The organism is Sinorhizobium meliloti (assembly GCF_017876815.1).
Lineage (GTDB): Bacteria > Pseudomonadota > Alphaproteobacteria > Rhizobiales > Rhizobiaceae > Sinorhizobium > Sinorhizobium meliloti.
Map to the genome: position 1 here is coordinate 1,460,065 of NZ_JAGIOS010000002.1, position 22,292 is coordinate 1,482,356.

The 22,292-nt window shown below is 60.3% G+C and carries 22 protein-coding genes and 2 pseudogenes; 15 read left to right on the plus strand and 9 right to left on the minus strand.

All coding sequences use genetic code 11. The features are described from left to right. Positions 1-15 precede the first annotated feature (15 nt). The 4 genes from JOH52_RS25730 to JOH52_RS36210 all read right to left on the minus strand — a co-directional run bounded on the left by JOH52_RS25730 (position 16) and on the right by JOH52_RS36210 (position 2,385). Positions 16-177, minus strand: coding sequence for a Thivi_2564 family membrane protein (locus JOH52_RS25730; protein WP_010975481.1), 162 nt, complete (start codon positions 175-177; stop codon positions 16-18). 765 nt (positions 178-942) lie between these two features. After that, the gene (locus tag JOH52_RS25735; protein ID WP_017277585.1) at positions 943-1,392 is read right to left on the minus strand and encodes a hypothetical protein; all 450 of its coding nucleotides are present in this window, start codon (positions 1,390-1,392) and stop codon (positions 943-945) included. A gap of 11 nt (positions 1,393-1,403) precedes the next feature. Next, on the minus strand, positions 1,404-1,781 hold the full coding sequence (locus tag JOH52_RS25740) for a hypothetical protein (RefSeq protein ID WP_040121031.1): 378 nt from the start codon (positions 1,779-1,781) through the stop codon (positions 1,404-1,406). A 64-nt stretch (positions 1,782-1,845) separates the two neighbouring features. After that, positions 1,846-2,385, minus strand: coding sequence for a hypothetical protein (locus JOH52_RS36210; protein ID WP_017277583.1), 540 nt, complete (start codon positions 2,383-2,385; stop codon positions 1,846-1,848). 734 nt (positions 2,386-3,119) lie between these two features. On the opposite strand from JOH52_RS36210, the pseudogene JOH52_RS25745 reads away from it, so the two are divergent. Next, positions 3,120-3,356: pseudogene (locus tag JOH52_RS25745) on the plus strand (N-acetyltransferase family protein); the annotation flags it as partial. A 518-nt stretch (positions 3,357-3,874) separates the two neighbouring features. Here the strand turns inward: JOH52_RS25745 and JOH52_RS25750 are convergent. Continuing rightward, positions 3,875-4,093, minus strand: coding sequence for a helix-turn-helix transcriptional regulator (locus tag JOH52_RS25750; protein WP_010975487.1), 219 nt, complete (start codon positions 4,091-4,093; stop codon positions 3,875-3,877). Positions 4,094-4,231: 138 nt separating this feature from the next. Here JOH52_RS25750 and JOH52_RS25755 point away from each other — a divergent pair, with 138 nt between their 5' ends. The 8 genes and pseudogenes from JOH52_RS25755 to JOH52_RS25790 form a co-directional block, all read left to right on the plus strand. Beyond that, entirely contained in the window at positions 4,232-4,780 is a 549-nt protein-coding gene (locus JOH52_RS25755; RefSeq protein WP_127657828.1) for a hypothetical protein, read from the plus strand. A gap of 163 nt (positions 4,781-4,943) precedes the next feature. After that, a complete protein-coding gene (locus JOH52_RS25760) occupies positions 4,944-6,539 on the plus strand; it encodes an ABC transporter substrate-binding protein (RefSeq protein WP_040120785.1) in 1,596 nt (531 codons plus the stop codon). A gap of 6 nt (positions 6,540-6,545) precedes the next feature. Beyond that, positions 6,546-7,523, plus strand: coding sequence for an ABC transporter permease (locus JOH52_RS25765; RefSeq protein ID WP_141333482.1), 978 nt, complete (start codon positions 6,546-6,548; stop codon positions 7,521-7,523). Between the two features lie 13 nt (positions 7,524-7,536). Continuing rightward, on the plus strand, positions 7,537-8,412 hold the full coding sequence (locus JOH52_RS25770; protein ID WP_013850842.1) for an ABC transporter permease: 876 nt from the start codon (positions 7,537-7,539) through the stop codon (positions 8,410-8,412). Then, positions 8,409-10,082: a dipeptide ABC transporter ATP-binding protein gene (locus tag JOH52_RS25775; protein WP_127657913.1), complete on the plus strand. Its 1,674-nt coding sequence runs from the start codon at positions 8,409-8,411 to the stop codon at positions 10,080-10,082. Before JOH52_RS25770 ends, JOH52_RS25775 begins: the two co-directional genes overlap by 4 nt. A gap of 32 nt (positions 10,083-10,114) precedes the next feature. Next, positions 10,115-11,350, plus strand: a complete 1,236-nt coding sequence (locus JOH52_RS25780) for a CapA family protein (RefSeq protein ID WP_127657914.1) — start codon at positions 10,115-10,117, stop codon at positions 11,348-11,350. 130 nt (positions 11,351-11,480) lie between these two features. Continuing rightward, a complete protein-coding gene (gene pepT, locus JOH52_RS25785) occupies positions 11,481-12,707 on the plus strand; it encodes a peptidase T (RefSeq protein ID WP_209566063.1) in 1,227 nt (408 codons plus the stop codon). A 385-nt stretch (positions 12,708-13,092) separates the two neighbouring features. After that, positions 13,093-13,348: pseudogene (locus tag JOH52_RS25790) on the plus strand (tripartite tricarboxylate transporter substrate-binding protein); the annotation flags it as partial. Between the two features lie 46 nt (positions 13,349-13,394). Here JOH52_RS25790 and ligD read toward each other — a convergent pair. Continuing rightward, complete coding sequence (gene ligD, locus JOH52_RS25795) at positions 13,395-15,281, minus strand: DNA ligase D (RefSeq protein ID WP_017272242.1); 1,887 nt, start codon at positions 15,279-15,281, stop codon at positions 13,395-13,397. 504 nt (positions 15,282-15,785) lie between these two features. Between ligD and JOH52_RS25800 the strand changes: the two genes are divergently transcribed. Together JOH52_RS25800 and JOH52_RS35320 are read left to right on the plus strand one after the other, a co-directional pair. After that, the gene (locus JOH52_RS25800) at positions 15,786-16,622 is read left to right on the plus strand and encodes a Hint domain-containing protein (protein WP_234835399.1); all 837 of its coding nucleotides are present in this window, start codon (positions 15,786-15,788) and stop codon (positions 16,620-16,622) included. A gap of 193 nt (positions 16,623-16,815) precedes the next feature. Beyond that, positions 16,816-17,163 (plus strand): hypothetical protein, encoded by a 348-nt coding sequence (locus JOH52_RS35320; protein WP_231198583.1) that lies wholly within the window; start codon positions 16,816-16,818, stop codon positions 17,161-17,163. Between the two features lie 1,257 nt (positions 17,164-18,420). Here JOH52_RS35320 and JOH52_RS36220 read toward each other — a convergent pair. Beyond that, positions 18,421-18,651 carry a helix-turn-helix domain-containing protein gene (locus JOH52_RS36220; RefSeq protein WP_324610833.1) on the minus strand — a complete coding sequence of 77 codons (231 nt, stop codon included), beginning with the start codon at positions 18,649-18,651 and terminating at the stop codon, positions 18,421-18,423. Next, positions 18,642-19,151, minus strand: coding sequence for a thermonuclease family protein (locus JOH52_RS25815; protein ID WP_013850835.1), 510 nt, complete (start codon positions 19,149-19,151; stop codon positions 18,642-18,644). The genes JOH52_RS36220 and JOH52_RS25815 overlap by 10 nt, the downstream gene beginning before the upstream one ends. A 90-nt stretch (positions 19,152-19,241) precedes the next feature. Between JOH52_RS25815 and JOH52_RS25820 the strand changes: the two genes are divergently transcribed. Then, positions 19,242-19,460 (plus strand): hypothetical protein, encoded by a 219-nt coding sequence (locus tag JOH52_RS25820; RefSeq protein ID WP_004435756.1) that lies wholly within the window; start codon positions 19,242-19,244, stop codon positions 19,458-19,460. Positions 19,461-19,836: 376 nt separating this feature from the next. Here JOH52_RS25820 and JOH52_RS25825 read toward each other — a convergent pair whose 3' ends face one another. Further along, entirely contained in the window at positions 19,837-20,079 is a 243-nt protein-coding gene (locus tag JOH52_RS25825; protein ID WP_017272239.1) for a hypothetical protein, read from the minus strand. A 414-nt stretch (positions 20,080-20,493) separates the two neighbouring features. Between JOH52_RS25825 and JOH52_RS25830 the strand changes: the two genes are divergently transcribed. From JOH52_RS25830 to JOH52_RS25835, 3 genes are all read left to right on the plus strand, one after another. Beyond that, on the plus strand, positions 20,494-20,655 hold the full coding sequence (locus JOH52_RS25830) for a hypothetical protein (protein WP_017272238.1): 162 nt from the start codon (positions 20,494-20,496) through the stop codon (positions 20,653-20,655). A gap of 164 nt (positions 20,656-20,819) precedes the next feature. Next, complete coding sequence (locus tag JOH52_RS35325) at positions 20,820-21,008, plus strand: hypothetical protein (RefSeq protein ID WP_017272237.1); 189 nt, start codon at positions 20,820-20,822, stop codon at positions 21,006-21,008. Positions 21,009-21,640: 632 nt separating this feature from the next. Next, the gene (locus JOH52_RS25835) at positions 21,641-21,949 is read left to right on the plus strand and encodes a hypothetical protein (protein WP_013850831.1); all 309 of its coding nucleotides are present in this window, start codon (positions 21,641-21,643) and stop codon (positions 21,947-21,949) included. Positions 21,950-22,292 lie beyond the last annotated feature (343 nt).

A 22,292-nucleotide genomic window follows, 5' to 3' on the forward strand; every position in this document is an offset into this window, starting at 1 on the left:
GTGTAGCTATGCCGATCAGAACACGCCCAGAGAGCTGAGCAACGAAACTGCGCCAACGATCAGAACCACGATCTGAGCCATCTGCTTCATCGTAGAGTCGATCGGAAGTTTCTGCACGAGATAGAGCAAAACGATGACGAATAGGATTGTGACGAGGATGCTGATTGCGGCGGACATGTCCCCCAGGTCCTTCAACTAAGCGCCTTGCGGCATGAAGGCGTAAATATGGCTGAGCTCTCGAAAAGGAAGGGAGGACGGATGGCGAACCCAATCTATGCCCGTCTGCAGGCGACGGCGCAGCGCCTCATCGCAAAATATGGGCCCGGCGTGGCCCGTCGCTGGGGGCAGGCGCCAGGCCTCTCACCGCCCCGTCCGCCACCGGGACGGCTGCGCGCGGCGTTAACACAATGCGGTTGCGGTCTCTACTCGCCTATTCGGGCTAAACCCAAAGCCACAATCAGAGACCGTGCAGTCTCTGCAGCGTCGTTTGAAATTCTCAATTCGCGCGTATGTGAATTCGAACGCTCAGAAGCTGGGCCTCTTCTTTCGTCGAGAGAGAAGGGCCTTTCTGCGTCTAAGAGCAAAAGACCCGCGATCCGGGCCGGGGTCACATTCCATGGCGTCCCGTCGCGCCTGTGGGTAGGCCGTCGGATGCTTTTTTGTTCCGGCAGCCCGAAATCGTCTCTGTCGCGCATCAACCGAAATCCTCCGGTGCCCATTCGCAAGGCCAGTACTCCGGTGCGGCTAAGACGGTGGAGCCTCAGAGCCGTGGAGAAGGGGACGATTTTTACAACCTAAGCCCATCACTCACCCAAGGGGCGAGCGACGGCGGCCGCTCGGGGTGATAACTCTAATATGGCAAAGGTTCGCGCGGCGGCCTGCCTAAGACCCTTGCCATCGTCGACAAAGTCCAATCAGCAGGCATTCAGGAGAATGCTGCAATCACTCGGGCTGCGGCAGGGGGATCAATGTTTTCGTCTTGCTCTTGGTCGGCTTTTCGCCCGGAACATGGGACATGGTCTTCGTGCGGCTCTGCAGTCCGTCGTCCGTAACCTTGGTCTTGGTCTGCGACTTGCTGAATGTTCCTTTGTCCATGGCCTGAGCCTTTGACTGCCCCTGCAATTGGGAGGGATTGTCGTTTATTTTCGTCTGGCTCTTTGCCTTTCCTTCCGAGGTTGCTGCGCTTCCGCCTACGCCAATCGAGGACGTCGTTCCGTCGTCGGTCCTGCATGTGCCTGCCGTTCCGATCGTGCTGGCCGAGGTGCCACCGGCCGCGGCGCTTCCGCCAGATCCAACCGTTCCCGCCGCATCGCACTCTTGAGCCTCCGCTGGCACGAACGCAGCCGTTGCGGACGCGACGACGAAAAATGCAAGTATCGTTCTTCGAAGCATAACAGCTCCTTTCATTTCTTCGGCTTGATGATTGCGCAGGTCCCATCCGAACGGCGCGTGATGGTCGTGCCGTCGGGGCGGGTCACGGTAGCGGTCGCAAAGCTCTCTCCACCGGAGGACCCACTCGTCACTGAGGATCCGGCACTGCTCGTGGCAGAGCCACCGCTTGCCGAGGTGCCGCCGCCGACCGTCGTGGACGAGGATACGCTGCCAGACCCTACAGTGACTGACGACGAAACGCGGCTCCCGTCCGACTGTTCTGGTTCGATGACCACGCACGTCGAGCCGTCATCGAGCTTAATCTCTTTCGCTGCGGCATGGTCAGGGGCAGCCATAGCAGCCGCGAACAGCGCCGTGATAACCGGGACTAGAAATGAACTGGAGGTCATCGGGCCTCCTCCTTCTTGAAAACGCTGGCTTCGGAAGGGTCCTCCGAAGCCAGCCGATTTGATATCAGCAGGACGGTCTGTTGCCCTTGGAGCCGTCCTTCTTGGCGAGGCCAGGAGGACAATTCTTGTTGCTCTCATCGTCCTGGGCGGCGTCGCGGGCGCTGTTTTCATCGCCTTGGACACTGCCGGTGGTCTCATCCGATGTTCCGCCACCTGATCCAGCGGCTGAGCCACCGGTTCCAACGGAGCTGCTGGTGCTTCCACCGCCTGCGGAAGAGCCGCCGGTGCCAAGGGTCGAAGCGGAGCCGGCGCTACCCGACCCGGCGGCTGATCCACCCGTTCCCACGGAGCTGCTTGACGTACCGCCGCCGGCCGAAGATCCGCCCGTTCCCAGTGTCGATGCAGAGCCGGACTGGCAATCGCTGGTGTTCGGATCGCAACCGCCACCAGCCGAGCTTCCGCCCGTTCCGACGGTGCTGCTTGAGGTCCCACCGCCGGCGCTGGTGCCGCCGGTGCCAATCGTTGTGCTCGATTGCGCGAACGCGCCCAGCGTGGTGCCCGCGAGAAGGCCTGCCGCGAGGGCCGTCCTGATGAAATACCGCATTGGAGTTCCTTTCCTCACGTTAATGTCCTTGTGGCTGCAACCTGCCTACCAACCCAAACCAGCATGACGTGTTCCGGGCTGGGACTTCGGACCGAAGGGGTCCCGGCGCAAAGTCTGAAGGCCTACTCGGACCTTCGCCCGTTCGGCGCGCGCATAGGTCTGAGCGGCGATTCCGAATGGAACCGCGCGGCCGGATCGCTCGTTTTCTGCGCTCGGGCTTCGCGCAGCCCTGCTCACCAAATTGATTGTGATGGCACTTCGGGGGCCGCAGCTCTGTTTGTGTCTCACGACATTCGCGATATTGTGGAAAGGGATGACGGCGTCTTCTCATCATCGTCGTCTGGCCACCACCCCCATCCATTCATGAAGGAGCGCTTCTTTCGCCTGCTGACCATCGAGGCGGAGTAATAGAAGCTGCAGCAGCTGGTGCTCCGAAATTCTCCGACGGCAGGTAAGCGGCGCTGTCCTTCCGGCAATCTCAGATCAGCTTTTGCACTTTGAGCCCGTCGGCCGTGATCTGTCTCGTCGGCCGGTCAACAGCTGACCCCGCGTGTGCTTCCTGGCCTTTTCGTCATCCAGGACGGTTCCTATCCTTCATGTTTGATCATGGAGGAAAGCATCGCGACGATCCGATCACGAGCTCGTTTCAGAAAAGTAGCACGAGGTTGCATACCTAGGCGCGCGGGGGAAGTGACGCGGAAGAAGGCCCTTGAAGCTTCCGTGGGGCGGGGTCTGTGCGGAAAGGCGAACGAGGGACCGGAATTGCAGCAAGCCTTTTGCATGACGTTACAGAGCATGCACGAGATCACGGAGTTCTGCAGTTGGAGCTTGCGGTGAATGCAGAAAATTCGGCAGCGATGCGATTCTATCAACGCCACGGTTTCGTAGAGGTTGGCCGCATTCCAAACGGCTTCCTGGGGCACGGTACCAAGAACGACGAGTTAATCATGGTCCTGTGCTTGGAGAGATAACCATTTCCGTATCGCTTCCACTCCGCCCCATTTAGTGGGGCGCTCCGGCGACGTTTACCCTCCGAGAAAAAATGGGCACAACAAGCGCCGGCCGGCCGACGGCCCGACCCGTTCGACCGGGGCTTGACCGGTCAAAAGGCTAGCCGCAGGAGGTTCAGCATGGCGCCGGCAAGCCGCTCCACGGACTCGAGGATGGATCTCTCGCACTCCTCGCCAAGCCGACGGCCGCTGCCCCGCTAACTCAATGGTTGGCGCAGCTGCGATTTCTTTTTGAGAGGGCGAACGGTGCGTACAAGGATGCCTAATTGGATATGACTGGATGGGCGGCCTAAGCGCGCGTTGCAGAAACCGCGGTCACATTGGCCCATTTTGCCACTACAGCCGCAGCGCCGGCTGTAAGCAAGGCGCTCGCAGGAGTGAATTGGTTAGGTTAGCAATTAAGTGACCTCAGCGTGCTGCCAACGTGCTCGGACTTCGAAGAGCGGTGATCCGTTTGGCCTTGGACAGTCCAGCGGAGCCTACTTCTTGAAACGAACACCCACGCCGCCACCATTTTCCGGGATGAACTCAATTCCTGCCTTGGCGAACGCCGCGACGATGCTTGCAAGATTATTGACGATGGGAACGTGAGCTCCCCGTTCAAAATCCGCAATGGTCTGGCGAGACACGCTGGCTGCTTTGGCCAACTCTGCTTGGCTCCAACCCAACATAGCTCGCGCCCCACGGCACTGCTCCATCGTAAGAAGATCGTTACTCAAGGCAAACTTTCTGATTGACTTCTGACATTTTGTAGGAAAAATAACCGGCGACGATCGAACAGGTGCGCGAACACCTGCTCGATCTGACCACAACCCAAGCTGTAAGGAGCTCGGATCATGGCTGATTCCGACAATAGCAGAACTTTGTCTACGGTCACCCGGGGAGATTTCTATTCCTTCGCGGCGGCGTCATTACCCACATCTCAAGAGCTTGCCAGGGCGACGCGCCTACCTTCGGATGCGTGCAATGACGATCCCGCGCTCGTGGTCTGCAAACAGTGGTGCAACGCCCGGGAACATCTGAGCGCGCCACGTTTGCGCCAGCAGCGGCACGAAAGCTCGCTCTTTTCGGCTGTTTTGCCCGCACCGCTTGAGCAATCCGCGGGTTTGCGAGCTTACGAAAAGGCGCTCGAAGCTGAAGATCGTGCATCCGCCGCGGAGGACCAGGCCGCGGAAGCCCTATGGCGGACACCAGCGCGATCGGCTGCAGGCGCAACGGCCAAGCTCCACGCCCTCGGCACGAAGTGGCAACCATCTTCCACAAGCGAAGAAGAACCCTGGCCACAAATCCGCTCCGTCATCGCCGACCTCCTGAAGATCGACACCGGCTCTGTTGCGAGCCGCCTGTCTATGCCCGAACGCCAATCCGAGCTTCAAGGCGATTGAATGGGAATGGTTCACCAGGACACGTGATCCCCGGCGCGCCGCCGACCTGACAAGCTATGCGCACCGCGCCTTTGCATGCATTTCGCCGTGGGAGCACCGCGTTCGGGAACTGCTTCCAATGCGGCGTTCCGACTCTACCAAAAACTAAAACAAGGAACTTCAAATGAAACTGGGAAGCCCATTTCGGCCACGCCTGCTTTCCGCGCTTCTGATCTCCATCTTCCTCGGAAGTGCTCCGGCGACGCCGGCGCAAGAACGCGGAGAGCTTCGGATCGCTACATCCTACAAGCTGATGACGCTGGATCCGCAATATGCCAATCTCAACGAGAACACCTCACTGCTCTCCCATATTTACGAGCGGCTCGTCTACCAGGACGAGAATCTCGAATTGAAGCCTGGGCTCGCCACCTCCTGGCGGCCACTGTCCGACACGCAATGGGCGTTCAAGCTCCGTGACAAGGTCCGCTTCCATGACGGCTCGGCCTTTGACGCCGATGATGTCGTCTACACGATCGAGCGCATCCGGGACTTCCTCAAACCGCCGAGCGGCGGCTTTCGCTCCTATGTCAGCGGCATCAAGTCGGTCTCGGCACCCGATCCTCTCACAGTGCTGATCGAAACCGACGGCGCGGTCCCCAATCTGCCACTCTTCTTCTCCTCCCTCTTCGTGATGAACCGGCCCTCTGAGGGGGTCGAGACGACCGAGGACCTCAACGCGGGGCATCCGCCCAACGGCACTGGACCCTACCGGTTCGAGAGCTGGAGTTCCGGCGAGAGCCTGAGACTGGCCCGGAACGACGACTACTGGGGCGGCAAACCTGCCTGGTCCAAGGTTACCTTCCGGGTGATCGAGAACCCGGCAGCGCGCGTGGCGGCGCTCAGCACGGGAGAGGTCGATGTGGCCGACGCGATCCCGGCCCGCGACGTTGCCTCCTTGAAGGAGCGCGGCGCCAGGGTCGCGAGCGTCGGTGCTGCACGTGTCAACTTCGTACAGTTCGACGTCGCGCGAGACACGCTTCCGGGAGTGACTGACAAGTCGGGCGAGCCGATCGCCAATCCGTTCAAGAACCCGCTCGTGCGCCGAGCGCTTACGCTGGCGACTGACCGGGGCATTCTCGTCGACAAGATTCTCGCCGGTTATGGCACGGCCGCCGCTCAGGTCTTTCCGAATGGTCTGCCGGGCACCTCGGCGAAATTGCTGCCTGAGGCTCCAAACTATGACGAAGCAAAGATGCTTCTCGCGAAGGCCGGTTTCCCGGACGGCTTCAACCTTGTTCTTGCCGGGCCGGCGGGCCGTTACCCCGGTGACGCCGAAAGCCTTCAGGCAGTCGCCCAGAGCTGGGCCCGCATCGGCGTCAATGCTCAACCAGCGGCCGCGCCTTTCTCGGTATTCAACACCAAGCGGGCGGCAGGGGATTACGGCGTCTGGTACGGCGGCACCTCCGGCGAGGCGGTCGACATCATTCTCCATACTCTGCTGGCATCCCCGGACCCAGAGCGCGGGACCGGTGCGTTGAACTTCGGGAAGTATCGCAACGAGGCCTTCGACGCGATGCTCGCAAGGGCGGAAAGCATTGCGGTAGGGCCGGAGCGCAATGCGGCACTCGCGCAGGCGACGGAACTCGTGATGGCCGACCAGCCGATCATACCGCTCTACCATTTCCATCACATCGTCGGTTACGGCTCGCGGATCGGCTCCTATGTCCTGCACCCCCGCGGCTGGACGACCGCGATGCAGACGCTTCCGGCGATGGAGTAAGCGGTCATGGGCATGATCTCGGTTGCATTGGGAAGGCTGGGCCAAGCCTTCCTGCTCCTCATCGCCATGTCGTTGATCGGCTTTATCGGCATCCACAGCGTCGGCAATCCGGTCTTCAACGTCGTCAACATCGAAACAGCTACGCCCGAGGATATTCACGCCGCAACGATCGCGCTCGGTCTTGATCAGCCGATCTGGCGCCAATACCTCGCATTCATCGGCAATGTCGTCAGCGGCAACTTCGGCACCTCCTACATCTATCATCTGCCCGCCTTCGAGTTGGTGATGAGCAAACTGCCGGCAACGCTTGAGCTCGCCTCCATCGCGATGCTGATCGCCGCACCGCTCGGGACGGGACTCGGACTCCTGGCCGGCCGACGCAGCGGCACGCTGTTCGACAGAACCCTGGTCAAGGCGAGCGTGTCGGCGCTGAGCATCCCTTCCTTCTGGCTGGCGATGATGCTGATCCTCGTCGGCGCTATCCTGACCGGCTGGCTCCCGTCCGGTGGTCGCGGCTCGACTGCGAGCTTCCTGGGTCAGGAATGGAGTTTTCTGACTGCAAATGGATTATGGCACCTCGTGCTTCCGGCCTTGGCGCTGGCGATACCGAACATCGCTCTGATTGCCCGTCTATCGCGATCGGGGACAATCGAAGTCGAGAACCTGGATTTCACAAGGTTTTGCCGCGCCAAGGGGCTTTCCGCGCGAAGGATCCTGTTCCGCCACACCCTTCCGAACATCAGCGTACCGATCGTGACGATCATCGGACTGCAGTTCGGCGGCATGCTCGCCTTTGCCGTGGTGGTGGAAACGATCTTTTCGTGGCCGGGCGTCGGCAAGCTTCTGATCGACTCCATCCAGCTCCTCGACCGGCCAGTGGTGATGGCGACGCTGACCGTCATTGCCGTCGCCTTCGTCGCGCTGAATGCCCTCGTCGACTTGTTCTATGCCGTGCTCGACCCGCGCGTGCGCCTGTCTTCATGAAAGGTGACCCGTCATGAAAGCCCAAATCGTAAGCGCGCTTAAGAGGCGCCGACACGGACCGGTGCTGACCGCGTCAAAGCTGCTGCTGGCAGGCTACATCCTGGTTGCCATCGCTGCACCCTTGATCGCGCCGCAAAACCCCTATGACCCGCTGCAGATCTACGGCTGGGAGGCGTCCTCGCCACCCGGTACACGTGGCAGCGGCGGCTATCTCTACCTGCTTGGAACCGACGGTCTCGGCCGAGACATCGTCAGCACCATTCTCTACGGCCTGCGCATCAGCCTGGTGGTGTCGATCGTCAGTAGCGCGCTCGCCGCGCTGATCGGGCTGACCGCCGGCGTCAGTGCCGCGTATTTCGGGAAATGGGTCGACATCGCGATCATGCGGCTGGTCGACTTGCAGCTCAGCCTGCCGACGATCCTGATTGCGCTCATCGCCATCGTCACGCTCGGGCCGGGCATAGACCGGATCATCCTGGCGTTGATCATCGCGCAATGGGCGACCTATGCCCGGATCGCCCGCGGCGTCGCACTCAGCGAAGCGAACAAGCCTTACATGGATGCGGCCCGCTTGATGCGACTACCAACGTCCCGGATCATCTTCCGCCACCTGCTTCCGAACAGCATCGCGCCCGCCGTCACCTTGATACCGATCGAGGTCGGCCATGCCGTCGCACTCGAGGCGACCCTCTCCTTTCTTGGGCTGGGCGTCCCGATCGACAAGCCCTCGCTCGGCTCAGCGGTCGCAAACGGGTTCCAGTACCTCCTGACCGGCCAGTACTGGATCAGCCTGTTCCCGGGCCTCGCCCTCTTCGGCCTGATCGCCAGCATCAATCTCGTCGGCGAAGACGTTCGCCGCAGCCTCGATCCAAGGAACCATTCGCGATGACCGTGGAACACGTGACGACACCCCTGCTACGGGTTGAGAACCTTGGCCTTCGCCATGTCTCGGGCTCAGCCACAACGCCAATCCTGTCCGACGTGAGTTTCGAACTCGGGCGCGGCGAGATCCTCGGCATCATCGGCGAGTCCGGCGCCGGCAAGTCGACTGTCGGCAATGCCATCCTCGGGCTGCTTTCGCCTGAGTTCCAGCAGACCTCCGGAACGATCGAGTTCGATGGCAAGGCGATCGACGGGATGACTGCCTACGAGCGCCAGACGCTTCGAGGACGGCGGATATCGGCGATCTTCCAGGACCACACCGCCTCGCTCGATCCGCTGATGAGCGTCGGCGCCCAAGTCGAAGAAACCTGCCTTGCGCTCGACAGCTCGCTTTCCAAGCGCGAGGCGCGTGCCCGCGCGATTGATCTGCTTGCCCGCGTCGGCATTCCCGAACCGGAGCGGCGATACCGCAACTACCCGCACCAGTTCTCCGGCGGGCAGAGGCAACGCGTCGTCATCGCCATTGCGCTTGCCGGCTCTCCCGACATCATCATCGCCGACGAGCCGACCTCGGCGCTCGATGCCACGGTTCAGAAGCAGGTTCTGGAACTTCTAAAAATCCTTGTCGACGAAACCGGTGTCTCGATCATCCTCGTCACCCACGACATGGGCGTGATCTCCGAAATCACCAACCGGGTTCTCGTCATGCGAAAGGGCCAGGTAGTCGAAGCAGATCACACTGCGGTCATCCTCGATCAGCCCCGCCACGACTACACGAAGAAGCTGCTCGCCGCTGTCCCAAGGCTTCGGATCCCGACAGGCACTGCCAACACGGAAGACAACGGCCGCCAGGCGAACTCTCCCGCCACAGACGGCGACCAGAACCCGCTTCTCATCGCCGAAGGGGTTTCGAAACAGTTCGCGCCGCAGGATTTTGCCTGGGGCGTCGGACGGGGCAAGCCGAGATTCGGCCTGCGCGACGTCGGTATTCGCCTGGCGCGCGGGTCGATCACCGGGATCGTCGGCGAGAGCGGCAGTGGAAAGACGACGTTCGGCCGCATCCTCGCGGGCCTCGACAAGGCGCCGACCGGCCGGATCACGATCGGGGAACACGCCTTCGACGTTTCGCGAAGCGGCCGCCGCAGCGGTCTTCTCGGCCGCGTCCAGATGATCTTCCAGGATCCATCCGTCTCGCTCAACCCCCGAATGACCATCGGCGAGACGCTCGACGAAAGCATTCGCTTCGGCGCAAGGACCGGCTCCAGCAAAGAGCCGGCGGACCTGGCTGCAATGATGGATCGGCTTGGTCTTCCGCGAAGCTTGCTCGGCCGCCATCCGCATCAGCTCTCCGGTGGCCAAAAGCAGCGTGTCTGTATCGCTCGCGCCCTGTTGGCACGGCCTGAGATCATCGTCGCGGACGAGCCGACGTCCGCGCTCGACGTCTCGGTTCAGGCCGAGATCGTCCAACTCCTGAAGGACACGATCGCGGAGCGAGCGATGACGATGGTCTTCATCTCCCATGACCTCGCGATCGTTCAAGCGATGTGCAGCTCCGTCTACATCTTCAAGGACGGCCGGATCGAGGATTTCGGGCCCACCGAGTTCATCTTCTCGCGATCCGACAATCCCTACACCCGCGCCCTCATCAACGCCCGCCCGCAGCGGTTCACATGCTGAGCGGCGCGGCATTGCCACAGAAGGTCACCTCAATGAATGACAGGTTCACATTGGCCGTAACCGGCCAATCTCTCATCAAGCACGATATCCGCGACATTCCTGCTCCTGCCTTCGGTGAGGTTCAGTCCCTCCTTCGCCAGGCGGATCTCTCATTCACCAACTTCGAGGGAACGATCCTTGGGCGTCACGGCGGGTGGCCGCTCAAAGGTTCGTTCTTCGGCTGCAGCGATCCGGTCGTTCTCGACACCCTCCGGGCGATAGGGTTTCGGGCCCTTTCGCTCTCGAACAACCATGCTTTCGACCTCGGCCCGTCCGGCGTGCTTTCGACGCTCGAGGAAGTGGAGAAGCGAGGCTTCCTGCATGCCGGCCTCGGCCGCGATCAAGCGCAAGTCTCGCGGGCGAGCACCGCAACGATCGGCGGGCGGCGGGTCGCGATCGTCGCGATGGACGGAGGCCCCGGTCCGGATTTTATGTATGCTGCCGATGGCGACGACGACCGACCAGCACGCCCGGGCGTCAACCGGCTGCGGTTATCCCAGGCCATCGAGGTCGATGAGACTGCGTTCGATCAAATCCGAGCGATCCGGGATAGGGTCGGCTACACGGCCATCGATCTTGCCAATGACAGCCAGCCGGACGATCCGCGGCACCCTGCCCCGGATACCGAGATCGGCATCGCGCGGGCGGTCTTCAGGCGATCGGAGCGGTTTGGACGAACCGTCAGAATAGATGAGGCCGATCTCGCGCGAAACCTCTCTGCGATCGCGGCTGCAGCCAAGGATGGATCTCTGGTGGTCGCTTATCTGCACCATCATCATTGGGCATCCGACTGGTACCAGGTTCCCGACTGGGTGAGCGGCGTTGCCAGAGAGTGCATCGATGCTGGTGCGACCATGTTCGTCAGCCACGGTGCGCCCGTTCTCCAGCCGATCGAGATCTATCGGGGGCGGCCGATCTTCTACAGCCTGGGGAATTTCATTTTCCATGTGCGTTCGGAGAAGTCGACCTGGACGGCACCCGAAGTCTGGGAGAGCGTCGTCGGGGTCTGCTCGTTCGGCGAGGACAATCGACTTATCGAGATCACGCTCTATCCCGTCGTCATCGGTGGCGACGAGGCATTGGCGGACAGGGTGCTGGAACGACGCCTGGCGCCACATCTTGCGACCGGGGAAAGTGCCGCGCGCATCCTGCGGCGGTGTTCAGAACAATCGGCCAGGCTCGGCGTCGACATCGAGCTTTGCGGCGATGTCGGTGTCATCAGGCTTTAGCCTGCAGCGCCTCATACCAAGGAGCTCACTATTTCCTCCACCGCGACAGCGGGAAGCGACAGTGAGCCCGCCCCTTTCAGCTAAAAACGCGACCGACACGCGTCGCATCTTCTGCATGAGGATGAAGTGCATGAGAGTTCGGGAAGAACTTGTCAGCCGGTTTTTTCGCTATGCCGCGATCGAGAGCCAAAGCAACGGCCGCTCGCAGTCCCTGCCGTCCTCGCCGGGACAGGCGGCACTTGCCGCCCTGCTTGCCGACGAGATGCGCGCCATCGGCCTGGAGGACGTCTTCACCGACGGGCATGCCATCGTGACGGGAATAAAACGTGGCAACAGGCCTGCAGCACCACCGATCGGCTTCATCGCGCATCTCGACACGGTCGATGTCGGCCTCTCGCCCGTCGTCCGCCCGCAAGTCCTCCGCTTCGAAGGCGAGGACCTTTGCATCAACCGTCAAGAGGACATCTGGCTACGGGTCGCCGAACATCCGGAGATTCTGGATTGGGTCGGGGAAGACATCATCGTCGGCGACGGCACCAGCGTGCTCGGTGCGGACAACAAGGCCGCCATCGCGGTGATCATGACGCTGCTTGCCCGGCTCGATCACGAGGTCGGCCACGGCGACGTCTTCATCGCCTTCGTGCCGGACGAGGAAATCGGGCTGCGCGGCGCCAAGGCGATGGACCTCTCCCGCTTCCCTTGTGACTTTGCCTACACGATCGACTGCTGCGAACTTGGCGAGGTGGTCCTGGAGACATTCAACGCCGCGTCCTGCGAGATCGTCTTTACCGGCGTCAGTGCGCACCCGATGTCCGCGAAGGGAATGCTGGTCAATCCCCTCCTGCTGGCGATGGACTTCATCTCCCACTTCGACCGCGAGGAGACGCCTGAATGCACGGACGAACGCCAGGGCTTTTTCTGGTTCAAGGACCTCATCGCCAACGACAGCGTGGCGAGCTTGACCGCCCTGATCCGGGATTTCGACACCGATGGCTTCAATCGGCGCAAACACCGGATTGCCGAGGTCGCGGAACAAATGCGATTTCGCTATCCCACCGGAAATGTCCGGTATCAGATCATCGACACCTATCGAAACATCTCCACGAGCCTCGCTCGTGACGAGCGTGCCGTCGCTCTTCTGTTCAAGGCCATGGCGGAACTTGGCATCGAGAAGAAAGTAATCGCGATGCGCGGCGGCACCGATGGCGCGGTTCTCTCGGCCAGAGGAATACCGACACCGAACTTCTTCACCGGCGCCTACAACTTCCATTCACGCTACGAGTTTCTGCCGGTGCCAGCCTTCGAAAGATCGTGGGAAGTTGCGTTGAAGATTTGTCAGTTGGCGGCGACCGAGTGAGAACGTTGCTAGACAACTGCAGGTAGCAAAGTGGAGGCCAGATTGATGCACCGCGTCGATATAAGTGCCGCTCGCGAGGCAATTGGATACAGCGTCGACGACCTCCTGAACCTGTGCTCTCACTGCCGCCGACTGTACAAGGATCGAACCGGGTGCCGATGTCGTCTCCGCCGAGCTCAGGCGCATCGCCGCTGTACTCCAAGTGCCAACCTCCACGATCCGCCTAGCTTAGCAACATCGGGGTTCGCGATTCCTTCAGACACCACTCGCAAAGCGCCGAAATCCGGACAGGTCACATCGAGGTAGCGCAACCCGCACGCTTCTACTCGCGTTTCAACGGGTTTTATTCACCGACGCGTGTGGTGCAACCTCGCTATTCGGCAGAATGGTGGTCAACGCGGAACTGCCGGCCCAGACGGTCCGGCAATTGCTGGGCTTTGGCGGCTGAGTCCGAGAAGTACAGCTACGCCTCCTTGGGCAACGGGACGCCGCTTCATCGTTCCGGCGAGCTCTTCAAGAAGATGGCCGGTGTCGAGATGCAGCCTATTCGATACAAGGGCTCCGGCCCGGCACTGAACGACGTTCTCGGCAATCAGGTGCCGATCATGTTCGACAATCTCCCCTCGTCATCCGGTCACATGTGCCACTGGTAACCGCGGCGGCGACGGCATGCCCCAGGCAGATTGATCAGCTCGCACTCGCCAGGACTGCGCGACGCTTAGGCGGACGCTCGATGGTAAACGCATCAGGTCTTATCCCGCGCTCGATGTCGCGCCAGGTAACCGGAGCCGCGACGGGAAATCCTGAGCGGGCCCTCGGAGAGTAGGTGCCGACGGCCGTAGTCCCGCGGCCGTTCCTCAGATAGTCGAGAAAAAGCTTGCCCGGTCGGTGCGAAAGCTGTGCCGACGTGACGTAGCGGTCGGGATCGGTGCTGGCGAACTGCTGCGCCAAGCGTTTGGCATAGGCGTGCGCCGCGTTATGGGTCATCTTCGCAGGCAGAGGGCTCATGAGGTGAACGCCCTTGCCGCCGGTGAGCTTTGGCCATGTATTGAAGCCCTCCGCCTCAAGAAATTCCCGCAGCCGCAAGGCGGTTTCGACGACGAACGCCCATGACACGCCTTCGCCGGGATCGAGATCGAAGATCAGCGCGTCGGCGTGTTCGATATTGTCGACGGTCGCCGCCCAGGGATGCAGTTCGACCGCGCCGATCTCCACAAGCCCCAGCAATCCGGCGAGATCGTCGACCCAAAGCCGAACCCCTGCACCGCCCTCTCGCTTCTCAATGCGAAGCTGATGGACCTCGGACGGGATCGGCGGCAGCGGTCCTTTGTGGTAGAAGGTGGTGCCGTGGATGTGTCTTACGAGCTTCAAGGGGCGGCCGCCGAGGAAATGCAGGGCCCGATCGGCGACACGCGTCCAGTAGTTTGCAAGCTCCTCTTTCGAGGGCACAACGGCTTCGGGCAGCAACTGCAAAATGTTCGCTCGCGGGACTCGGATCGAGGCAGCTGCAGTAGTCGGTCGCGGCTTTCCTGCAGCCCGCGACACATCCTGCAGCCCTTTGAACACCGGCTCCCGCAGCAAGCCGTCATCCGTCACCCCGCCATAGTCGATCTCAGCGTAGACCTGCGGCTCGACCCAAGTCGCCTTGGGCTTGTTGATGGGATGGGAGAGGGGGCTCTTGCCGATGATCAAGGGATTGAGCCGCTCCCGCACCTCCCGGGCCGCCGTTAAGGTGTAGCCGGTTTGGGCCTTGCCGGCATAAACCAGGCGATCGCCCTCCCAGCGCCCGAGATAAAGCGAGGCAATCCTCCGCGGGTGTGCGCCGAGTTTTTCGACGAAGGCGACGATCGGAAAGGCGTCGCGCTTCGTGCACTTCGTCTTTGTCCAGATTTCCTGCCGACCCGACCGGTAGGGCGCATCTTTGCGTTTCGAGACAATTCCCTCCAGGCCCATCTTGCATGCGTGCCGGTAGACCGGCTCTCCCTCTTCGAGCTCGAGATAGTCGACATAGGCGATGGTGCCGGCCGCGTCTCCGATTAGCTCGCGCAGCACTCGTTTGCGCTCGATCAGCGGCACGCGCCGGAGGTCGTAGCCGTCCAGATAAAGCAGGTCGAACGCTTGAAACGTCAGATTCGGCGACGAGCGTTTCGCGAGCTCTCGCCGAAGTGCCTGAAAATCGGGAAGTCCGATCTTGCCGAAGACAGTGACCTCCCCATCCATCACCGCGTCATGGCCGGCGAGGTCCTCCGCAGCCGTCGCGATTGCCTGAAATTCCGTCGTCCAATCCAGCCCTGTTCGCGTGTATAATGTGATCTTGCCGCCATTAATGTGCAGCTGCGCTCGATAGCCATCAAGCTTGATTTCATGAACCCAGTCTGCACCATCCGGCGGCCTCTTCTTCAGCGTCGGGTGGCAGGGCTCAATGAATTCTGGGAAGGCGGATTGAGTTGCGCCGAGATCTGCCAGACGATCAACAGGGGACGCAGTCCGTCGACTGCCAACCGCGGCTTTTCGTCCCTGAGCACCATTTGGAACGCCTTCAGAGGGGTGCGGGGCTTTGGCACGCTGCCTCAAAATAGCCCTCCATTGTCGGACCACCCATTCAACCCTCGGAACGGTATTTCGTTCCTGGGCGCCCGCGGGTAGCCAGGGGCCGTTCTTACTGAACTCCCATCCGCATGGAGAGAGATGGAACTGACGACGGCCGCAGCCTTAAGCCTTCGGCGGATCGCGCCAGTGTGATGCACGGGTTCGTCCTTGCCGGCACCTTCCGTCCGCTGGACGGGCCGCTTTGTGCCGGAGGAGCATCGGCGTTTTTGGTGCCGGGTCCGGCCGCTTGGTCTGGCAACGGAACGGGTTCGAAATCCATCTCCGGTGGCACTGCCGTCCACCGGGATGGCATCTGCTGTTCGGTGAGCCTGCCGCCTTTGGGATCACTCATCGTCGTATTTCCTTTCGTGTCGGGCTCTCAACCATCCGGCGGCGTTGCTGTCGGCATAGATCGAATGGCGGAATTCCAAAGAAGAGGAACAGAGGATAAAGTGAGCGAAGGTCGAGGTGGACATGAAAGGCAGGCCGATGTCTAGCAGCAACGAATCCTCCGACATGAACCGCGCGCGTCGCCACTTCCTCGGACTGACGGCTGCAGCAGCGGCGAGAATTGCCGCGATCGGCTCGGCGGTGTCTGCCCTGCCGCACTCCATGGCGGCGGCGGCATGGTGGAACCCCGGCCATCCTGGCGGTGGCAACGCCAATGGCAGGGGAAAAGGTCATGGTGGTCCGATGTGCCTGCTGAGCGGCACCGCGATCCTGACGCCGCGCGGCCAAGTATGCATCGAAGATTTGCGCATCGGCGATCTCGTCAATACGGTTCGCGGCGAAGCGCTGCCGGTGAAATGGATCGGCCGGCGCGCTTACCGTCGTAGCTCCCAAATGTGGAACGAAGATGTCGTGCCGATCCGCATCCGCCGGTTCGCCCTTGACGACTCCCGGCCGTACCGGGACCTTTTTGTGTCCCCAGGCCACGCTTTCTATATCGATGACGTTTTGATCAGGGCGCAGGACCTCGTCAACGGAAGGTCGATTACGCGGGCGGTGCGTGATGCACGGGACACCATAGAATATTACCAGATCGTCTTCCCAACGCACGAGGTTGTGCTGGCCGAAGGCGCGCCCGTCGAGAGCTTTCTGCTCGAAAACGCCAACTACGAGGGCTTCACGAACTTCTGCGAGTTTGCCCGGCTTTATCCAGGCGATCACGACGCCAGCATGGCGCCTTTTGCCCCATTCGTCGGCTATGGCGGCAGAGAGCACCTGAAGGCGCTGCTGCGCCTCGCAACGGGCGGTCTCGTTAAGGTGCCTTCACCACTGCAGGATGCCTATGAGAAGATCTCGGAGCGAGGTCAGCAATATTAGGTCGACGCGGGTGAGCGGATTTCCAAGTGCCCGGCCAGGACTACGTCGGCTTTGCCCCGTCCAAGATGAGTTGGCACATTCCTGTGCCAACTCGCGCCGGCGATCAACGTGCAGCGCGCGGTTATAGGCACCCTCGTTCAAGGGGATCAGGGAGGGGCGGACGATGTGGAGATTTACTCTCTGAAACGTGAGCGTGAATTCCGACGGCACCGAGCTTTTGCCAAACGTTGGCTCGCGAAAGCTGCCGGTTGACTTTCGTCAAGCGCTTCGCTACCTCTGGTGGATTAATACCCCTAAAATTTACCAGTATCTTTTTTATCGGAAAGGACGCTCGATGATCAGAAGCGTCGTTGAGATTGTTGCCGCGATTTGTATCAATTCGATCGGAGTGGCGTTAGCTGCTGTTGGGATCGAGACCGTTGAATACGGTAGCTCTTTGCAATTTCTGTTCGTTATTTCTGCCGCCGTTGTTTTGGGCACTATGGCGGTATGGTCAGCTTTGCGCATCTTCGACCATGAGTATCCATACCGGCTGGGCTGATTTGCTTGCCGGTTTTGTTACGGTTCGCGCCTGGATCGATGACGGAAAGCTGCGGCATACCTCCTTTAAGGGAATCAGAGAGCGCGAGAGTGATGAGACGGGTTTTGAAACTGGCGCAGCGCAAAACGCGTAGCGGCCTTGATCCGACACATTCCCGCTCCACGAAATGGCAGACCTATGCCCAGAGAACGCGGCACGTACTCTTCAGCGAAAACGGCCATAGACGCAACGACTGACGATTGCAACTACCGGTGTACACTCACGCCGTGACGCAAACGAGATCGGCCGACTAGATTTTGTTTTGGTAAGACCAGCGATTTCAGAAAGCCGAGAAGGCCGCCATGAGCAGTGCGGTCCAGAGCAAGGCTGACAGTTCAGCCGCTAGCAGAAACCCAAAAGCGGTGTCGCTCATATGATCCTCCTTGGGCAACCTCCATTGCCGCAAGGAAACTATAGGGGATGGCTGAAGATTACGCCACCCTGTAAGTGTAGCCTGCACGTTTTTTAGCGTTCCACTTCGAAATCACGTAAGCAGCCGATAGATCAGAATGCCGACTGAACCCCAGAAGCCAACCATTACCAGCGTCATCGCCACAACGAAGATCTTAATCACGGCAAACTCCCACAACCATTACGTGAAATCGCAACGCGGAACGCAGAACCTACAGCAGCGCTGAAAGTTTGGGTATCGGACTATGGTCCGTTGTTCGTTGGGCGTTTGAGAACCACAACTTCGTCACGCAGCTTCAAGGAAACCCCATAAATGTTCCGACACCGCACCGGTCGGGAGCACGCGACGGACTTCCGACGGCTACCTTGGAGCGCGCGTGTTCGCACCGTGCGCACCGGCATGCAGCTCTATGCCGGCCAAGAGGCCGGTCGGAAATGCAAGCTGTGAAGGTCAACACCCGAGGGACAGGTTTTCGGTATGGCGAGCCTCGGCAGCTGTGCGCACTCGCCGTCGCCGCCGTCGGCTGTGCCATCGGCATCCAATCTCGAGAGCATTTGCGTTTTGGACGGCAGTGGATCAGCCTGTGCAGAGACTGCAAGGAGCGGAAGAATAGAGAGCGCAATTCGTTTCATATTTTGTCTCGGCTGCTTACGGGTAAGCGCCAGGGATCGCATCATTCGTCTCTTAAAGCGCGTCTTACCCAGACAGCTTTCGCGCGGCAGTAAGCAACTTTACTTCGAGCCAGTCCATACGACTGCCACTCGGTCGCTCGTGCTGGAAGTAGGCGCTGAGGATCTCCCTGGGGCTTACGCCTTGGACTGGCAGATCTTCACGAGCATGCCTGCCGACAGGCGGTTTATACCCTTTTCGTATTTCTGGATTTGCTGGAAGCTGACACCGACTTTTTCGCAAAGATTTGCTGACTTATGCCCAACACTTGGCGCGTGGACCGGAGCCGCGCTCCGATTTCTCGGTCGATCGACCGCATGTCGTTGGCGGCTTCGCCGGTCGGCATGAAAACCTCGCGTTAGCAGGATGCCTCACGCTTTGCACGGGCGGCGCGAGCATTGCAAGGCAGCTCGAAATTGCCGCGCCAGATTCCTGCCCTATGAGACCGTGCGAGCTCTTGAGCATTGGCGTAGACGCCATTGCTATACCGTGTCCAATCCACAGCATTGCCGCTCTCAACCAGCCAGTGATTGACGTCTCGGCCGTCGGCGCGGAAGCAGACTCCCACAAACCGCTTATATCGATCGCGCTGAACGAACTCGCAGCGGGCAGGGCGGGACTCGGCAAGAAACCGATCGAGTTCTTGGGCCGCCTCTCTTCCGCACCGATAGCTGCTGCCGTCGGCATTCTCGCATTTCTGCCAGCTCTCCGGCGCATCGACACCGTGCAGGCGGATGCGCTCGCCTCGGATCTCGATCGTGTCGCCGTCAATAACGGTCGCGCGTCCGGTAATCGGGTCGGCAGCAAACGCGAAATGAGCGAAAAGTAGAAGAGCGAGCGTGACGCCAATTGACCGATGCGAGTTCATCTAGTTCCCAAAGTTTGAATCCGGTGGAACAGACGCCCACGTTTCGAGTTTTGTCGGAACACGTCCGTGTGAAGGAGGAAGGTTTGTGCCATGTCGCCCTCAACTTCATCTGTCCATGTCGTAGCTCCGGATGAGCACATTCTAACGGTCCAGGAGGCATTGGAGCCTTTATACATGAAACTCGAACAGGAGGCGGAGGCCAAGCTGCTGCAGGCGGCGGTGTCTGCAGGTTGGTCGGCCGAAGAAGCGCTCCAAGCGATCGACGAATTAAAACGCCATGAGCTTGAGTCAATAGCCACCCACCACTAGAAGTTTCCCCTGAACAACTCAAAGCGGTGATGCTACGTCACGATGCTCCCGTGCGCGTGTCGTTGCTCATGCCCCTGCCTAGTACGCTCATTTCACTTGATAGCCCTGGGCGGGCGGCAGCTGCACTGCAGGCATGCAAGACCATCCTCGCGCGTGAGACGTTGCAGGATCCAGATTAGCTGCTCGGGTATTCGCGGCGAGTTGACAGCGACAGGGTGGCCGGCGGTAGGGACTTGAGAAGTCCAGCCGGCCAAAGAGTCTGCTTTGTTGAGCCGTCATCGCGGCGGCGTCCCGGCGCTTAGCGTATGAATGTACAATATTGCTGCCTCGGGCCGATTCGTGATCCGGCCGGGATCAAGGATCCGATCGAGCCGCGTTACGAGACGCGACTAGCGGCGCCTCTGAAACTGCTACTCGAACTTGCTCGAGGCTGATCGTCGGGTTCGAGTAGCAATGTTGACGGCGGCACGATTGGCTTTGCGGCAAGTGCCTTGAGGTCTTCGGTGAGACCAGCAAGTTGCGCCGCCAAATCCAGGAGATCTGAAGCGGCGCGCTGTGCCGCACTTCCCAAGAGGTCCGAGGCAGTTTCATCGGCGTTTTTGCGGTCGCTCATGTCCATCTCTCATCAGTGGGGTCGCAGTTAATCCAGACGCCCTCTGCCGCAGTGAAAATTGGGCCAAAAAGGCCAAGGTCCGTCGCCTCGTCGGAAGCGGCGGACCTCTAACCATCTACCTACGAAAAAGACGGCTGCGAACAGCAAATCACGGAGGACGACCTCTGACCATTCGCCTTAAAGGCTTAATCGCGTCGCTCCCTCTGAGCCAAATCGTCCAACCGAAAACGATTAGGAGAAGCCGACGAGCGCCATAACCGCTCAGCCGCTCCTCAGATGTCGCAAAACGCAAAGCAATGAGAGCAACCTCGCGTCCGTGTTTGTGGCGCTGGGCAAGTTTGGAGAGCGTTTCGCACTGACTGCCGCATCGGCGTGCCAAATGGTTCGCCCGGTTCATGCATGAAAGCGGCGACTTAAACCATGACGATAGATCTGGGGCCGACGCCCGCGCAGCTGCGCTGTGACACCAAGACCCATCTCGGCAACACGCCGCGGCAGGATGGAGACGGCTATCTCTGCCGCGGCCGCACTGGCATGAAACTGACCGGCAAGGACAGCTATCGTCAGTACCGCGGCCGGTGATGCGCCACCGGCCTTGAGAGTAGAAACACGCATTGCAACGATATCTTGACCTGGAACTGCTCCCGATTGTCGCGATCGGATTTGCAGTCAGCATGTCTTAGTTTATTTCGCGCTTCATTAGACTTTGGTATTATACGTTGTCCACTGCTTTGGGAGGAGCAAGTATGGAGCGCGTTGAAGCTGACAAGCTTTCCAAACGTACCTCTACTAAGGTCTGGAATGTTCAAGCTTTTTGCCGTCGGCAGAACCTATGTCAGAAAGAAGAATGGCGCTTGACCCGCCTCTTCGGCCGGTTCGCCACAGCCAGCGAGCTCCTGCACAACGCCAAGCGCGCTCCTAGGTGGAGATATTGAAGGTTCGCTCCCGTGTAAGCCAGGTCGGCTGATACTCAGAGCAGAACCAATTAGGCTGCGCCCGTCCGACGGCGAAGCCGAAGCCTTGGCGGTTCGTGCAGCCCGGGTGCTCGCAGTAGTGGAGACACGGCCGGCTTGGTAGTGAGGCTTCGCGCCCCTGTTCGTCATTCTGGATCGGTCCCCCGTCTCTCACAGGGCCTCGAAATGATAGCGCCCGATAAGGCCGAGTTTATGCTCGCCATTTCCTCGCGCGCGCTTTTTGCCGTTAACCGGTTGTGGTCGCCAGCGGCCCTTCGCAGTCCAAGTGTTCAAGTGGGCTTGCCTAGAGCCTCTGCGCACCCGAAAGATGGCCCTCAAGGATCCAACGGCGCTTGTGCACGGGAATCCTCCGTATGGACAGGTGTTTGCTTGCACCTCTTGCAGGATGGCCGGTCAAAGGCACTGCGGGAGAATACGCTCCTTCGGCTCGTTGGATCTTTCGATCACGCTTTTGACCGGATCTCATTGTCTGACACATCTGCGTACAAGGCAGAATCCGCTTCGCAAATACGCGAAGACAGTCGACACAATTGCGAAACTACCTGGCGGCAGAGGCGTTCTCGTCCTGTGCATAACAATCAGGAGAAATTCGAATGGCCGACGACAGCAGCACTACCATAAGAGCCACTTTCAAGACTCGAGAAGCAGCCGATCTCGCCGTCGAACATTTGGTTCAGCAGTACGGCATATCGAGACCAGACATCTTCATTCAGTCGGCGACAGACCGCAACACGGCGGGTTCGGAGCCGTCGGGCGGCGACGCCTCTCATGAACTAGGCGCTCGTAGCGATGCACCGCTCGAAGGTGAGATCGAGGTCTCGGCGGATATTGCGTCTAATCAGATTGCCGCTGTTCAACGCAGCCTGGGCGATGCCGGCGCGATCCGTATCTCAAGCCGCTAAGTAACCTGGAGCCGGTAGGAAATTCCGGCTTCGCTCTGGAGGGTCGACAGAGGAGAAGGAGGTCGTCGGTCAGGCCGGACTCTGTTGCGAAGATATCGTCGGCTGAATTGTCGGCGGCCTTGTTCGCCAACTTCCTTGAAAGGCTTACCTGCGCAACGACGGCTTTTGCGCCGCTTTCTCCACGGGCCTGGCCCGAGCCACAATTTAGATGCCGCCGACTTGGACTGCGTGACGCCAAACCCGGATTACACGTTCAACCTGCCCCGGCCCCCTTGCGAAAGCTTTGCGTCGCAAGACTATTGCGATGGTCAGGGCCACTGGAGGGCGCCTCAAGCGGCTCGAA